The organism is Pseudomonas sp. PB101 (genome assembly GCF_009764265.1).
Taxonomy (GTDB): domain Bacteria; phylum Pseudomonadota; class Gammaproteobacteria; order Pseudomonadales; family Pseudomonadaceae; genus Aquipseudomonas.
This window is the reverse complement of sequence record NZ_RWIR01000085.1, coordinates 21,077-36,496: the sequence shown is the minus strand read 5'-3', so window position 1 is coordinate 36,496 and position 15,420 is coordinate 21,077. Positions and strand designations below refer to the sequence as shown.

Annotated in this window: 12 protein-coding genes and 1 pseudogene; 9 read left to right on the top strand and 4 right to left on the bottom strand. The window is 62.1% G+C overall.

Translation table 11 applies throughout. The features are described 5' to 3' along the window. Positions 1-73 precede the first annotated feature (73 nt). Entirely contained in the window at positions 74-922 is an 849-nt protein-coding gene (nadC, locus tag EI969_RS26040) for a carboxylating nicotinate-nucleotide diphosphorylase (protein WP_160390281.1), read from the bottom strand. 263 nt (positions 923-1,185) lie between these two features. Here nadC and EI969_RS26035 point away from each other — a divergent pair, with 263 nt between their 5' ends. The 6 genes and pseudogenes from EI969_RS26035 (at position 1,186) to EI969_RS26015 (ending at position 7,611) form a co-directional block, all read left to right on the top strand. Next, positions 1,186-3,384, top strand: coding sequence for a DUF1631 domain-containing protein (locus EI969_RS26035; protein ID WP_160390280.1), 2,199 nt, complete (start codon positions 1,186-1,188; stop codon positions 3,382-3,384). A gap of 62 nt (positions 3,385-3,446) precedes the next feature. Further along, complete coding sequence (gene ampD / locus EI969_RS26030; RefSeq protein ID WP_160390279.1) at positions 3,447-4,007, top strand: 1,6-anhydro-N-acetylmuramyl-L-alanine amidase AmpD; 561 nt, start codon at positions 3,447-3,449, stop codon at positions 4,005-4,007. Then, positions 4,004-4,840 carry a regulatory signaling modulator protein AmpE gene (gene ampE / locus EI969_RS26025; RefSeq protein WP_160390278.1) on the top strand — a complete coding sequence of 279 codons (837 nt, stop codon included), beginning with the start codon at positions 4,004-4,006 and terminating at the stop codon, positions 4,838-4,840. Before ampD ends, ampE begins: the two co-directional genes overlap by 4 nt. Positions 4,841-5,043: 203 nt before the next feature. Then, positions 5,044-6,135: pseudogene (locus EI969_RS31090) on the top strand (methyl-accepting chemotaxis protein); the annotation flags it as partial. After that, complete coding sequence (locus tag EI969_RS31085) at positions 6,112-7,041, top strand: methyl-accepting chemotaxis protein (protein WP_371926025.1); 930 nt, start codon at positions 6,112-6,114, stop codon at positions 7,039-7,041. The pseudogene EI969_RS31090 and the gene EI969_RS31085, both read left to right, overlap by 24 nt. A gap of 180 nt (positions 7,042-7,221) precedes the next feature. Further along, positions 7,222-7,611 (top strand): hypothetical protein, encoded by a 390-nt coding sequence (locus EI969_RS26015; RefSeq protein ID WP_160390276.1) that lies wholly within the window; start codon positions 7,222-7,224, stop codon positions 7,609-7,611. On the opposite strand, the gene EI969_RS26010 is transcribed toward EI969_RS26015, so the two are convergent. The 3 genes from EI969_RS26010 to EI969_RS26000 all read right to left on the bottom strand — a co-directional run bounded on the left by EI969_RS26010 (position 7,612) and on the right by EI969_RS26000 (position 9,678). Beyond that, positions 7,612-8,388 (bottom strand): TatD family hydrolase, encoded by a 777-nt coding sequence (locus EI969_RS26010; RefSeq protein ID WP_160390275.1) that lies wholly within the window; start codon positions 8,386-8,388, stop codon positions 7,612-7,614. A 3-nt stretch (positions 8,389-8,391) separates the two neighbouring features. After that, the gene (gene cra / locus EI969_RS26005) at positions 8,392-9,387 is read right to left on the bottom strand and encodes a catabolite repressor/activator (RefSeq protein ID WP_160390274.1); all 996 of its coding nucleotides are present in this window, start codon (positions 9,385-9,387) and stop codon (positions 8,392-8,394) included. Between the two features lie 135 nt (positions 9,388-9,522). Then, a complete protein-coding gene (locus EI969_RS26000) occupies positions 9,523-9,678 on the bottom strand; it encodes a hypothetical protein (RefSeq protein ID WP_160390273.1) in 156 nt (51 codons plus the stop codon). Here EI969_RS26000 and ptsP point away from each other — a divergent pair. From ptsP to EI969_RS25985, 3 genes are read left to right on the top strand one after another with little or no spacing between them, the layout of a single operon-like run. Then, on the top strand, positions 9,677-12,538 hold the full coding sequence (gene ptsP, locus EI969_RS25995; protein ID WP_160390272.1) for a phosphoenolpyruvate--protein phosphotransferase: 2,862 nt from the start codon (positions 9,677-9,679) through the stop codon (positions 12,536-12,538). The two genes, EI969_RS26000 and ptsP, sit on opposite strands and share 2 nt — an antisense overlap. Beyond that, a complete protein-coding gene (gene pfkB / locus EI969_RS25990) occupies positions 12,538-13,479 on the top strand; it encodes a 1-phosphofructokinase (RefSeq protein WP_160390271.1) in 942 nt (313 codons plus the stop codon). The genes ptsP and pfkB overlap by 1 nt, the downstream gene beginning before the upstream one ends. A gap of 11 nt (positions 13,480-13,490) precedes the next feature. Continuing rightward, a complete protein-coding gene (locus tag EI969_RS25985) occupies positions 13,491-15,230 on the top strand; it encodes a PTS fructose-like transporter subunit IIB (RefSeq protein WP_160390270.1) in 1,740 nt (579 codons plus the stop codon). Positions 15,231-15,420: the final 190 nt, after the last annotated feature.

Here is a 15,420-nt window from a genome sequence, read left to right as displayed (position 1 = left end):
TGGCTTGCCGGCGATGGCGATCTCAAGGACGCTATCGCCGGCAAGCCGGGCTCCTACACGATTGCTTTGCTTCTCAGATGCTGAGTCGCATCGACAGATCGACCGCCTTCACATCCTTGGTCATCGCACCGATCGAAATGTAATCCACCCCGGTCTGTGCGATCGGCAGCAACGTGCTTTCGTTGATCCCGCCGCTGGCCTCCAGCTTGGCCTTGCCGGCGTTCAGGCGCACGGCTTCGCGCATGTCGTCCAGGCTCAGTTCATCGAGCATGATGATGTCGGCACCGGCCGCCAGCGCTTCCTTGAGCTCATCCAGGCTTTCCACTTCAATCTCGACCGGTTTGCCCGGCGCGATCTTGTGCGCGGCCGTGATGGCCTGCGCGATGCCGCCGCTGGCCGCGATGTGGTTTTCCTTGATCAGGAAGGCGTCATACAGGCCGATGCGGTGGTTGTGGCAACCACCGCAGGTCACCGCATACTTTTGCGCCAGGCGCAGCCCCGGCAAGGTTTTACGGGTGTCGAGCAGCTTGACCTGAGTCTCGGCCACGAAGTCCGCCAGGTATTGCGCGCGGGTCGCCACGCCCGAGAGCATTTGCAGGAAGTTCAGGGCGCTGCGTTCACCGGTCAATAGTGAGCGCGCCGGGCCTTCGAGGTGGAACAGCACCTGGTTGGGCGTCACCCGCTCGCCGTCGGCAACCTGCCAGTGCACCGCCACCCGTGGGTCCAGTTGCCGAAACACGTTATCCACCCAGGCGGTACCGCTGATGACGGCCGCATCGCGGGTAATGATGGTGGCTTTGGCCAGGCGTTCGGCCGGGATCAATTGCGCGGTGATGTCGCCGCTGCCGATGTCTTCACGCAACGCACGGCGCACGTTGGCTTCGATTTCGGCGGTCAGATCGGCGAGACGTAAGTTCGGCATAACGGACTCCACAAACAAAGTGGCTCGATTATAGGGCCATGGCGCGGGCCAACCCAAGGCATCAGCGTGTCCGGTTGGCGCTGGCGCCTGTATTTGATCGGATCCCGGTGTTGTCGGCGTTGATCGCGGATGCCGAGCAAACGCCTGTTTGAGAGCAAGTGCAGAGTTTTCTGGCACAGAGGTGAGCTTTTACCAGATAATTCGCCTTGTATTTGACGTCATCACTTTGACGATTCAGAGCATCACCGTTCCAGGGAGGCCGAATGCACAACGACGGGAATGTAGTGCCTTTGCACAAGGCCACTACCGACCAGGTGGCTCACTCGCCACTCGCCCGACTGCCGGCGATTCTTCTCCAGGTTCGCGACAAGGCTGCGCAACAGTTGCGACATGGCTTGCAGGCGCTGTTCGATAACGCCGATGACACTCTCTTCGAAATGGCTGACCGCGCCCGCTGTGACGTCGAGCAGTACATTTTCTTTCAAGCGATGCGCGATTTGCGCCTCAAGCACAAAAGCATCGAGCGGGTGTTTCTCGAACATCTTTTCGGTGCCTTCATCCGTCTTGGCCAATACGACCCGGCGCTCGCGGCCTTGCCTCAGGTCCTGGCGGCCGGTCCTGCGATGGCGCAAGCCGATGACGAGCGCGAGCGCACGGTCGCGGTGCAAGCGATGGTCAACCGGGTGCTGGACCGCGACGGTTTCGCCCTGGATCAACTGACGACGCGACTGCGCGCCTTGTTGGGCAAGGAGTCGGGTGACCTGAACAACCCGCTGAGTCCGGCGATGCTCTGCGAGTACTTCTTGCAGTCTGCACGCCAGCTGGGGCTGGCGATCAAGGTCAAGCTGATTATCCTCGAGTTGTTCGAGCGTTATGTCCTCAGCGAGGCCGATCAGCTTTACGCCGAAGCCAATCAACTGCTGCTCGCCACCGGCGTATTGCCCGACCTTGTATCGGCCCCGGTGCGCCGTACCGCCGACCGGCCTGACATCAGCGTCGCCGACGAATCGGCCGATGAGGGCGGCACCCCGGTCTGCTTGCCGATCGATGACAATGTCCAGGAGGCATTCGCCGCGTTGCAGGCGCTGCTGTTCAACGTACGCGGCAGTCTTTCGTCAACGCTGGCAGTCAGTGCCACGGCACAACCGATTTCCACGCGCGATCTGTTGCGCTTGCTGTCGCATTTGCAGCAATACGTGCCCGCCCCGGCAGCCGTCGACGATTTCGACCTGCGCAACCAGCTCGAACAGTTACTGACCCGGGTCAGCGTCAAAAGCGGCCGGTCGCGGATTTTCGCGGAGGCCGATGAAGATGTGATCAATCTGGTCGCCATGCTTTTCGAATGCATGCTCGATGATCGCAACCTGCCGGATTCCCTCAAGGCGCTGATCGGCCGATTGCAGATCCCGTTGGTCAAGGTGGCGGTGCTCGACAAGAGTTTCTTCAGTCGCAGCAGTCATCCGGCGCGACGCCTGCTCAACGAAATCGCCAGTGCGGCCATGGGTTGGGGTGCGTGTGACAATCATCAGCGTGACAGCCTGTACGTGCGTATCGATCAGGTCGTGCAGCGTTTGTTGAATGAGTTTGTCGATGATCCGGCGATATTTTCCGAGTTGCTCGCCGACTTTCTCGCGTTTACCCAGGACGAACGCCGTCGCAGCGAACTGCTCGAGCAACGCATTCGCGACGCCGAGGAAGGCCGGGCCAGGACCGGATTGGCCCGCCAGCAGGTCGAGCAGGCGCTGAATCAGGCGTTGCTTGGCAAAGTCCTGCCGCAAGGCGTGGTGACGTTTGTCCAGCAGGCCTGGAGCAAAGTGCTGCTGCTGACGTGCCTCAAGCATGGCGCCCGATCGGCCGAGTGGCATGCCGATGTGCGTACCCTGGAGCAATTGGTCTGGAGCGTTCAGCAGCACCGCGAGCCCGACGCGGCCAGGATGCTGGCCTTGGTCCCGGGTTTGCTCAAGTCGTTGCGCGACGGACTGAACGCGTCGGCGTTCGATCCATTTGCCACCAGCGAGTTTTTCAGCGAGCTGGAAGGCTTGCACCTGCAGGCATTGCAGGGAACCGGAGGCTCACCCGCCAGCGCGTCGACGATGGTCGAGGTGCTGGCACCTGTCGTCCTTCAGATTGCCGACGAAAGCCAGGTGCACAGCGAGCCGGTACGTTTGCTGGCGGACGATGCGAGCTTGCGTCAGGTCGATAAAATGCTTGCAGGCTGCTGGGTCGAATTTCAGGAAGACGCGGAAAACAGCCTTCGCTGCAAGCTGGTTGCCGTCATTGAAAATACCGGCCAATACATCTTCGTCAATCGCACCGGCATGAAAGTGCTCGAGCGCAATCGCCTCGACCTGGCACTGGAGCTGCGCAATGGCGTGGTGCGAGTGCTGGACGACACCCTGCTGTTCGAGCGGGCACTGGAGTCGGTGATCGGCAACCTCAAGCGCCTCAAGCGTGGCAAGTGATCGCGCCTTGGGGGATTATCGCGGCATACTGTGCCAACACAGTCGACGTTGAAGGAATCGGTATGCAGTTGGACTCCGCGAGCGGTTGGATTCAGGGAGTGCATGTCTGCCCCTCACCCAACTTCAATGCGCGCCCCACAGACGAAATTTCCCTGTTGGTGATCCATAACATCAGCCTGCCACCGGCGCAGTTCGCCACCGGCAAGGTGCAGGAATTTTTCCAGAATCGTCTGGATGTCACCGAACATCCCTATTTTGAAGGGATTGCGGATTTGCGGGTGTCCGCGCACTTTCTGATCGAGCGTGACGGCACTGTCACCCAGTTTGTCTCATGCCTTGAGCGTGCGTGGCATGCGGGGGTCTCGAGCTTCGAGGGGCGGGAAACCTGTAACGATTTTTCCGTGGGCATCGAGCTCGAAGGCACGGATGATCAGCCGTTCACCGACGCGCAATATGGCGCGTTGACAGCCCTGACCCGCCAGTTGCAGCAGGCGTTCACGGCGATCACCACAGAGCGTATCTGCGGACACAGTGATATTGCACCCGGGCGCAAAACCGATCCGGGGCCGGCGTTTGACTGGGCACGTTATCGCGCCGCTCTGGCACAAGAGGAAGGGCAATGAGTTTTCTGGTGTTGCTGTTGACGGTGTGGATCGAGAAATTTTCGGCCCTGCGCCATCGGGTTCAGCGTGACAGTGGCTGGACACACGAGCTGAACAAGCTTGAGGCCAGCCCGCGCCTTTCGGGGCGGCCATGGCTGGTGTTGGCGGTCGTTGTCTTGTTGCCGGTAGCGTTGCTGGGGTTGCTGCTGGTCGTCGTCGAACCGGTGGCCTATGGGCTGCTGGCGTTGCCGATCCATTTGCTGGTGGTGATCTACAGTCTGGGGCGTGGTGACCTGCTGGGCGACCTCGGGCCGTTCCGCGATGCATGGCGGCGGGAAGACCTGCAAGCAGCGGCCCATGTCGCCGAACGCGATCTGGATATCTGCGCAGACAGTGGCGAGCAACTCCTGGAGCGGGTTGAAGGGCACCTATTGTGGGAGGCCTATCAGAGTTTTTTTGCGGTGATTTTCTGGTACTTCCTGTTGGGGCCGGTCGCGGCGCTGAGCTATCGGCTGCTGGCGCTGGCCGAAGAACACGGAAAAAACCCGGCACTGGTCGAGCGCGCCGGGCAGCTGCGTCACGCCTTCGACTGGGTGCCTGTGCGTTTGCTGGCGGCAAGCCTGGCGTTGGTCGGCAACTTTGTCGCGGTCAGCCGGGTCATGCTGCATGAGTTGCTGAACTGGAACATCAGCGCTGCGCAACTGATCGAGAAAGTCGGGTTGGTGGCCGGTGAAATTCCGGCACCTGTGGCCGGCGTGGAAGGTATCAACAACCTGGACCGCATCTGGGCTCTGCTGCTGCGTGCCGCAGTGCTCTGGTATGCCGGGTTTGCGTTGTGGACGGTCCTGCATTAGTTCCTTCAACAGGGCGATCACTTGTCCGGAGTGTTTCGCCCTGGCGTTAACCTTAAGTTACAAAACTTCCTGCCGATTTACGTTATACAGAGATAGCGCCGAATAGTGGCTATCTGCTGTCTGTCTGCGCCTGCCAATAAAAAAAATAAGAAACTGAAGGGAGACATCCAGTGAAGAGCTTGCTCTATCCCGCTGTCGCACTGATGAACCGCCTGAGCTTCGGCATGAAGTTCAGCCTGATCAGCGTACTGTTCCTGGTGCCGATGCTGGTGACCAACTTCTATCTGGTGCGTGACTCCTACCGCGAATTCCAGGCCACGCGCATTGAACTGCAAAGCCTCGACCTGTTGGGCAGCAGCCTGTCGCTGCGCCGCGATCTGGAAACCCTGAACAACCTGGTGCAGATCAACGTCAGCCTCGGCCAGTCCGGCAAGGCCGGCAATGTCGAATCGAAAATCAGCGCCCTTGAGCAGAATATTCTGACTCGCTTGCAAGGGCTTGCGGCGATGACCAGCGACCCGGAGCAAGTCGCGGTGTTCGATGGCAAACGCGATGAAATGATCGCCGCGTTCAAGGCCCAGCAAACGGAAAACTCCCTGCAAAGCAAAAGTGCCCTGATCGGCAAACTGGTGGGCAGTGCGCAGATTTTCAGCCAGCTCATCACCAGCCAGGCCGGCCTCAGTCGCGACAACCAGAGCGACATGCGCCAGTTGAGCGAACTCGTCACCCTCGTCACGCCACGGGTCACCCAGATTCTGGGCGAGGGGCGTGCAATGGGTTCTTATTCGTTGGGGCAGGGGTTCATCAACTCGGCTTCGAGTACCCGTTTCGATGAATTGCTGGCGCAGATTGAAAAGCTCCAGGCCGAATATGGCCTGAAGTTGCAGGATGCCCTGGGGTCCAGCAAAGCCGCGCGCGATACCCTGACCGCCCAGGCCGACAGCAGCCGGGCATCGTTGAAGAAAGCCAGCGAGCTGTTCGAAGAACAAGTGGTCATGGCCGATACCCTCGATGCGCCGTGGCAGGGCTTTTACGATCAGGTCAGCGCCCTGATGGACCAGACTTACCAACTCAACGAGGCGACCCTCAAGTATCTGGGCCCGCAGTTGCAAGAGCGCCTGGACCAGAACCGTACGCACATGGTCTTGCAGGCCGTGGCGTTATCGGTCGTGTTCGTGCTGATCTTTTATCTCTACGGCGCGTTCTATGCCTCGACCCGCACCACGCTCAAGCGCCTGGGGGCGGTGATGGACAAGGTGGCGGCCGGCGACATGACCGTGACTTTCAGCGCTCATAGCCGTGACGAACTGGGCGAATTGGGCGAGGTGTTCAACGGCACCGTGAAGAAAATCCATGACCTGATCGAGCGGGTAGGGCAGACCGTCAGCGAAGTCGAGCGTCAGGCCGGGCAAGTGGAAAACGTCTCCGCGCAAAGCAACCAGGCCGTTGCCGGGCAGCGCACGCAGATAGAGCAGGTGGCCACGGCGATGAACCAGATGTCGGCCACTTCCCAGGAAGTGGCACGCAGTGCCGCAGCAGCAGTGAGCAGTGCCCACAGTGTCAACGACGAGACCATCAGCGGTCGCGGTCTGGTGGAGTCGCAGCAAGGCAGCATTGCCGCGCTGGCCAATGAAATCGATCAGTCGGTGCTGGTGATCAATCAACTGGCCAGTGACAGCCAGTCCATCAGCCGCGTGCTCGAAGTGATCAAGAGCATCGCCGAGCAGACCAACCTGCTGGCGCTCAATGCCGCTATCGAGGCCGCACGCGCCGGTGAGCAGGGCCGTGGTTTCGCCGTGGTCGCCGATGAAGTCCGGACCCTGGCCAAACGCACCCAGCAATCGACCGAAGAGATCGAGCAGATGATCACCAGGCTCCATGGTGGCGTCGGCGCGGCGGTCAAGGCCATGGGCACCAGCCATGAAATGGCCAACGGCACGGTAGGGCAGTCGGAGAAGGTCCAGCGGGCGCTGGAAAACATCCTGGGCGCGGTGGGCATGATCGTCGACCAGAACCAGCAGATTGCCGCCGCGGTGGAGCAGCAAACGGCGGTGGCCCACGACATCGACCAGAACATCGTCGAGATCAACCGCGCCGGCGAGCGTACCGCAGAAGGTGCGCATCAGACCGAAGATGCCAGCCGGGCGTTGTCGGCCCAGGTCGTGGAGTTGAAGCAGTTGATCAGTGCATTCCGGGTTTGAAATTCTTCTCGGGACTCTGTGGGAGCGAGCTTGCTCCCACAGGTTTGGCGTACTGTCGGAAAGCTTCGTAGTACTTTTTCCTTTTTCGGGTAGGAGTCCTCCTGATTCTCGCCGTGCTCTGGATTCTGAAATTCAACCAAGGAAGATTCAGGCGACTTACCGCATCGAGGAAACCCGGTTATGTCTGCTGCAACAGTTGGAGTCCAGGGGCGCTGTGCGCATTGTCAGCGCACGTTGCGGCTTCAACCCTGGCAACTCAATGCCATTGCGATCAATGAAGCGTTTGCCTGTGCCCACTGCCAGAAACAGGTTCAGTTGCGTTGCCCGGCACAGATCAGGCGCTTCAAGTCGCTCGACTCTTTTACACCGTTGCGTGCCAGCCTGCGGGTGATGGTCTGCACCGCACTGCTGGTGGCGTTGGTGATGGAGTGGGTGGGAATGCTCAGTGTCATCGAACAGCTGAATGCTTCGCTGATCGCCGTATTCGTTTACTTCGCAGTGGTCCGTTATTTCCGCCAGCGCCAGCATTTGACGCTGATCCTCGAAGCCGCCAAGGCTCACGTCGACTGATTACCAACCGAACACTTCGCAGCTGTTGGTGGTGCTGGCCGCCGCCAGTTGTTCCGGGCTGATCGCCATCCATTGCGCCAGTGCCGCGCAGATCGCCGGCAAGTGTGCCGGGCTGTTGCGCTGGCCGGGGAACATGGCGGGCGCCATGTCCGGCGAGTCGGTTTCCAGTACCACCGAATCCAGCGGCAGCTCACCGAGTACGCGGTGCATGCGCAGCGCCTGCGGCCAGGTCGGGGCACCGCCAAGGCCGAGCTTGAAACCGAGCTTGATGTATTCGCGGGCCTCTTCCTTGCTGCCGGCGAAGGCGTGGATGATGCCGGCCCGTTTCAGGCGAAACCGCTTGAGCGTGGCAATCACCGCCGCATGGCTGCGCCGCACGTGGATCAACGCCGGGAGACTGAAGTCCGCCGCCAGTTGCAATTGCGCCTCGAACAACGCCTGTTGGCGGTCGCGGTCGAGGGATTCGATGAAGTAGTCCAGGCCGATCTCGCCTACCGCACACAACTGCCGATGGCCGGCCAGTCGAGTCAGCCAGTCACCGAGTTCGCTCAGGTGTTGCGGTCGATGATCGTCCAGATACACCGGGTGCAGCCCGAAGGCGGCGTGCAGGTCGGGATCACTCTGCACCAGCTCCCAGACCCGCTGCCAATTGGCCTGATAAACCCCCAGCACTACGATCCGCCGCACCCCCAGGGCACGGCTCTCGGCCAGAAGCGCCTGGCGGTCGGCGTCGAAGTCCGGAAAATCCAGGTGGGTGTGGGTGTCGATCAGCTCCACGGCTCAGTCCTGAAGGATACGCTGCTTGAACGTCCGCGGGATGGCCTGCACGCCGGGTCGGTAATCCGACTGCTCGATGGCTGCCAGGGCCAGCTCGAGGGCCTTGTCGGCGATCAACTGATGTTGCTGGGCCATGGCGTTGACCGGCAGCGGCAGGAAGTCCAGCAACTGAGTGTCGCCGAACGTGCCAAGGCGCAGCGGACGGTTTTTCAGCGGGAAGTCGTGCAGCGCATCGAACACCCCCTGAAGCAGCACATAGGAGGTGGTCACCAACGCATCGGGCAAGTGGCCCAGGCGCTGCAGCAACTCTTCCATGAGTTGTTTGCCGCACTCGCGGCTGAAGGATTCGCCTTCTTCGATCAGCACCTCACCCTTGAACCCGGCGAGCGCCTCTTTGAAGCCGGCGCAACGTTCCTGGCTGATGCTCAGTTCCGGGCGGGCGCCGATCAGCGCAATCTGTTTGGGCTGCGGCTCCAAGAGGCTGCGGGTCAGTTGCAGGCTGGCCTCGCGGTCATCACTGATCACCGAACAGAAATGCTCGGGTTCCATGACCCGGTCGATGGCGATGATCGGAATACCCTTGGCCTGCAATTGCAGATAGCTGTCGTCGCCGGCCGGCAGGCAGCTGGCAACGATCAGCGCGTCGCAACGCCGGGCGCGGAACAGTTGCAGCAACTGCCGTTCGCTGTCCGGGGCATCGTCGGAACTGGCGATCAGCAGCTGATAGCCCCGGGCCCGCGCGCCTTGTTCCAGCAATTTGGCGATTCGCGCATAACTGGGGTTTTCCAGATCCGGCAGAATGAAGCCCAATGTGCGGGTGTGCCGGCTGCGCAAACCGGCGGCCTGAGGATTGGGCGTGAAGCCATGTTGTTCGACGACCGCGCGCACGCGTTCGACGGTGGCGCTGCTGATGCGCTGTTGTTCGGCCTTGCCATTGATGACATAGCTGGCGGTGGTGACGGACACACCGGCAAGCTGGGCGATATCACTGAGTTTCAACCCGCTGTTTCCTTGTTTTTTCGAGATTGCCTCGACATTTTCGTCAATCCTAACCGATTAAGGCAGGCGACCATTGTCGCAACGCATCCGACAAGTTGAGCTTCAAGGATGGGACATTATCGAGTAACGTGCCATTCATTCTAGATTAAACGTTTCAGCAAGCGTATTTTCTACGTTAAAGGCGCCTTTGGCCGGTTCTGCCGTGAAACCGCCAAAAGTGACGACCATGCGCCTGGCTGACTCATTCAAAACAATACCTGGTGCCCCAAGGCGCCAAAAAGGAGAAAGCATGCTCGAGCTCACTGTAGAGCAGATTTCCATGGGCCAGTCGGCCGTGGACAAATCCGCAGCGCTGCAATTGCTGGCCCGGCATCTGGTCGCCGACGGCCTGGTTGCCGAGGGCTATCTCGCCGGATTGCAGGCGCGGGAGGCCCAGGGCTCGACCTTTCTCGGCCAAGGTATTGCCATCCCCCACGGTACGCCCGAAACCCGCGACCTGGTGTTCACCACCGGTGTGCGCCTGATGCAGTTCCCCGAAGGCGTGGATTGGGGCGACGGCCAGATCGTTTACCTGGCGATCGGCATCGCCGCCAAATCCGATGAGCATCTTCGTCTGTTGCAATTGCTCACCCGCGCGCTCGGCGAGACGGACCTGGGCCAGGCCCTGCGTCGTGCCGGTTCCGCCGAAGCGCTGCTGAAATTGCTGCAAGGCGCGCCGCAGGAGCTGGCGCTGGATGCGCAGATGATCGGCCTCGGTGTGCCAGCCGAAGATTTCGAAGAACTGGTCTGGCGCGGCGCACGCTTGTTGCGTCAGGCCGACTGTGTGAGCAACGGTTTCTCTGCCGTGCTGCAGCAGGTTGAAGCGCTGCCCTTGGGTGATGGCCTGTGGTGGCTGCACAGCGAGCAAACGGTGAAGCGTCCTGGCCTGGCTTTTCTCACCCCGGACAAACCACTGCGCTATCTCGGCCAGCCACTCATCGGACTGTTCTGCCTGGCCAGCCTCGGTGAGGCTCATCAAGCGCTGCTCGAGCGCCTGTGCGCGTTGTTGATCGAAGGGCGTGGCCATGAGTTGGGGCGCGCCACCAGCAGCCGCAAAGTCCTCGAAGTGCTCGGTGGCGAGGTGCCCGCCGACTGGCCCAGCGCACGTATTGCCTTGGCCAACGCCCACGGGTTGCATGCGCGGCCGGCGAAGATCCTCGCGCAGCTGGCGAAGAGCTTCGAAGGTGAAATCCGCGTGCGCATCGTCGATGGGCACGACAGCGCGGTGTCGGTCAAGAGCCTGAGCAAGTTGCTCAGCCTCGGCGCCCGTCGTGGGCAGGTCCTGGAGTTCATCGCCGAACCGGTGATCGCGGCTGATGCGTTGCCGGCCTTGTTGACGGCCATCGAAGAAGGCCTTGGTGAAGAGGTCGAGCCGCTGCCGCCCGTCAGCCAGGCACGCGAAGTCGTCGCCGATATCGCCGAAGTGATCCTCGCGCCGATAGCCGGCAGCGTGGTCCAGGCCATTGCCGCGGCACCGGGAATCGCCATCGGGCCTGCGCATATTCAAGTGCTGCAAGCCATCGATTACCCGTTGCGCGGCGAGTCCGCCGCCATCGAGCGTGCACGTCTGCAGAATGCCCTGACGCAGGTACGCCGCGACATTCAGGGCCTGATCGAGCGCAGCAAGAGCAAGGCCATCCGCGAAATCTTCATCACCCACCAGGAGATGCTCGACGACCCGGAGCTGACCGATGAGGTCGATACGCGCCTCAAACAGGGCGAAAGCGCCGAGGCGGCGTGGATGCTCGTGATAGAAGCGGCGGCCCGGCAGCAGGAAGCGTTGCAGGATGCCTTGCTCGCCGAGCGCGCTGCCGACTTGCGCGACATCGGGCGTCGGGTACTGCTGCAACTCAGTGGCATCGAAACCCCGAGCGAACCGGATCAGCCGTACATTCTGGTGATGGACGAGGTCGGTCCATCCGACGTCGCGCGTCTCGACCCGGCTCGCGTGGCCGGGATTCTCACCGCCCGGGGTGGCGCGACGGCACACAGCGCGATTGTTGCCCGGGCCCTGGGCATCCCGGCCCTGGTCGGTGCCGGCCCCGGCGTGTTGTTGCTGGCGCCGGGTACGCCGCTGCTGCTCGATGGCCAGCGTGGGCGTCTGCACGTGGACGCTGACGCGGCGACCTTGCAGCGCGCCACGGTCGAACGCGATACCCGCGAACAACGCTTGAAGGCCGCGGCCGAGCAGCGCCACCAGCCGGCACTGACGACCGACGGCCATGCCGTCGAAGTGTTTGCCAATATCGGTGAAAGTGCCGGCGTCATCAGTGCGGTGGAGCAGGGCGCCGAAGGCATCGGCCTGTTGCGCACCGAACTGATTTTCATGGCTCACCCGCAAGCGCCCGACGAGGCGACCCAGGAAGCCGAGTACCGCCGCGTCCTCGACGGCCTGGCCGGGCGGCCGCTGGTGGTGCGCACCCTCGATGTCGGGGGCGACAAACCACTGCCGTACTGGCCGATCGCGAAGGAAGAGAACCCCTTCCTCGGCGTACGCGGCATTCGCCTGACCTTGCAGCGTCCGCACATCATGGAAGCGCAATTGCGCGCCTTGCTGCGGGCGGCCGACAACCGGCCGCTGCGGATCATGTTCCCGATGGTGGGCAGCGTTGACGAGTGGCGCCAGGCCCGTGACATGACCGAGCGCCTGCGCCAGGAAATCCCCGTTACCGACCTGCAACTGGGGATCATGATCGAAGTGCCGTCGGCGGCATTGCTGGCGCCGGTGCTGGCCAAAGAGGTGGACTTCTTCAGCGTCGGCACCAACGACCTGACCCAATACACGCTCGCCATCGACCGTGGCCATCCGACGCTGTCGGCCCAGGCTGACGGCTTGCACCCGGCGGTGCTGCAACTGATCGACATCACCGTGCGCGCGGCCCATGCCCATGGCAAATGGGTCGGTGTGTGCGGCGAGCTGGCGGCGGACCCGCTGGCGGTGCCGGTGCTGGTCGGCCTCGGGGTGGATGAGCTCAGTGTCGGCGCGCGCAGCATTGCCGAGGTCAAGGCGCGAATACGCGAACTGGGCTTCACTCAGACTCAAACCCTTGCCCGCCAGGCCCTGGCCGTGGGCAGCGCCGATGAAGTGCGTGCACTAGTGGAGGCCCTGTAATGGCCCGGATTCTCACCCTGACCCTCAACCCGGCGCTGGACCTGACCGTCCAGTTGCCGCGCCTTGAAGTCGGCCAGGTCAACCGCAGCGATGTCATGCACACCCACGCCGCCGGCAAGGGCGTGAACGTGGCGCAAGTGCTGGCGGACCTCGGGCATCAATTGACCGTCAGTGGTTTTCTTGGCGAAGACAACCTGCAAGCGTTCGAAACGCTGTTCGCCAGGCGCGGTTTTGTCGATGCCTTCATCCGCGTTCCGGGAGAAACCCGCAGCAACATCAAACTGGCCGAAAGCGACGGCCGCATCACCGACATCAACGGGCCGGGGCCGCAGGTCAGCGAAGCGGCGCAGCAGGCGTTGATCGATCGACTGGAGCAGATTGCCCCGGGTCACGATGCGGTGGTGGTCGCCGGAAGCTTGCCGTTGGGCGTCAGTGCGCATTGGTTGCAGGCGTTGATCTTGCGCTTGAAGCAACTGGGTCTGAACGTCGCCCTCGACACCAGTGGCGAGGCGTTGCGCGAGGCGCTCAAGGCCGCTCCGTGGCTGATCAAACCCAACACCGAAGAACTGGCCGAGGTACTGGACTGCGAGGTCGTGTCAGTCACTGCCCAAGCCGAGGCGGCAGAGCGCTTGCACGCCCAGGGCATCGAGCATGTGGTGATCTCCCACGGCGCCGAAGGCGTGAACTGGTTCAGCGTCGGCTCGGCACTGCATGCCACGCCACCCAGGGTCAGCGTTGCCAGCACGGTGGGCGCGGGTGATTCATTGCTGGCGGGGATGCTCCACGGTTTGCTTAGCGCCGATACGCCGGAGCAGACCTTGCGCACCGCCACGGCGATTGCCGCGATGGCGGTGACCCAGATCGGTTTCGGCATTGGCGATGCGGCGCAACTGGCGCAGCTCGAACAGGGTGTGCGCGTGCGTCCCCTGACAGAACAATAAGAGGGTTTGTCATGAAGTTAGCCATCATCACGGCCTGCCCGAACGGCATGGTCACCAGTGTGCTGTGCGCCCGACTGCTCGATGCCGCGGCCCAGCGTCAGGGCTGGAGCACCAGCGTCGAAGTCGCCGATGCCGCGCACCCTGAAAAGCAACTGTCGGCGGCCACCCTCGACGCGGCCGAGTGGGTGCTGCTGGTGACCAGCGCACCGGTGGACATGTCGCGGTTTGTTGGCAAGCGGGTGTTCCAGAGCACCCCGGCCCAGGCCCTGCAAGACGTCGAAGCCGTACTGCGGCGTGGTGCGCAGGACGCTCAGGTTTACGCCGCTGTAGAAGCCGTCCTAGAACCCGTGGCGATTGCCCAGAACTCGCCGCGACTGGTGGCCGTCACCGCCTGCCCGACCGGCGTGGCGCACACGTTCATGGCCGCCGAAGCCTTGCAGCAAGCGGCCAAGCGCCTGGGCTATGACCTGCAGGTGGAAACCCAGGGCTCGGTCGGCGCGCGCAATCCATTGAGCGCACAAGCGATTGCCGAGGCCGATGTGGTGCTGCTGGCGGCCGATATCGAAGTCGCCACCGAGCGTTTCGCCGGCAAGAAAATCTATCGCTGTGGCACCGGCATTGCCCTCAAGCAAGCCGAAGCGACCCTGCAAAAGGCCTTGGCCGAAGGCCGGCAGGAAAGCGCATCGAGCGCTGCCAATGCACCGGTCAAACAAGAGAAAACCGGCGTCTATAAACACCTGCTGACCGGTGTGTCGTTCATGTTGCCGATGGTGGTTGCCGGCGGCTTGATGATCGCCCTGTCGTTCGTGTTCGGCATCACTGCATTCAAGGAAGAAGGCACGCTGGCGGCGGCGTTGATGCAGATCGGTGGCGACACCGCGTTCAAACTGATGGTGCCGCTGCTGGCAGGCTATATCGCCTACTCGATTGCCGACCGCCCGGGCCTCGCGCCGGGGATGATCGGCGGACTGCTGGCGAGCACCCTGGGCGCCGGTTTCATCGGCGGGATCATTGCCGGTTTTCTTGCCGGGTATGCGGCCAGGGCGATCAATAAATATGCGCGTCTGCCGCAGAGTCTCGAGGCGCTCAAACCCATCCTGATCATTCCGTTGCTGGCCAGTCTGTTCACCGGTCTGGTGATGATCTATGTGGTCGGTAAACCGGTGGCCGGGATGCTCGCCGGTCTCACACATTTTCTCGACAGCATGGGCACCACCAACGCGATCCTGCTGGGTGTGCTGTTGGGCGGGATGATGTGCGTCGACCTCGGCGGGCCGATCAACAAGGCGGCCTATGCGTTCTCGGTGGGCCTGCTGGCATCGCAGAGTTATGCGCCGATGGCGGCGACCATGGCCGCCGGTATGGTGCCGCCAATTGGCCTGGGCATCGCCACGTTCATCGCCCGACGCAAGTTTGCCCAGACCGAGCGCGAAGCCGGCAAGGCAGCGCTGGTGCTGGGGCTATGCTTCATCTCCGAAGGGGCGATTCCGTTTGCCGCGAAAGACCCGCTGCGGGTGATTCCGGCGAGCATCGCCGGCGGTGCGCTGACCGGTGCGCTGTCGATGTATTTCGGCTGCAAACTGATGGCGCCCCACGGTGGCTTGTTCGTGCTGGCGATTCCGAATGCGATCAATCATGCGCTGTTGTATCTGCTGGCGATTGTCGCGGGGAGTCTGTTGACGGCGGTGGTGTATGCGCTGGTCAAGCGGCCGGAGGCAGTTGAATTAGCGTTGGAGCCGGTCAAGGCCTGACACAAAACCCCTGTAGGAGCGAGCCTGCTCGCGAAGGTCGTCAACGATAACGCGCGCATCCTGAATGAACGTGATGTCCTTGAGTTCTTCGCGAGCAGGCTCGCTCCTACAGGGGATCGATGGTGTTGGCGAGATTCGTGTCATGCCAGGGTCATGGGGCCATGCTTTGGTTTTTCCACTCCAGGGAGAA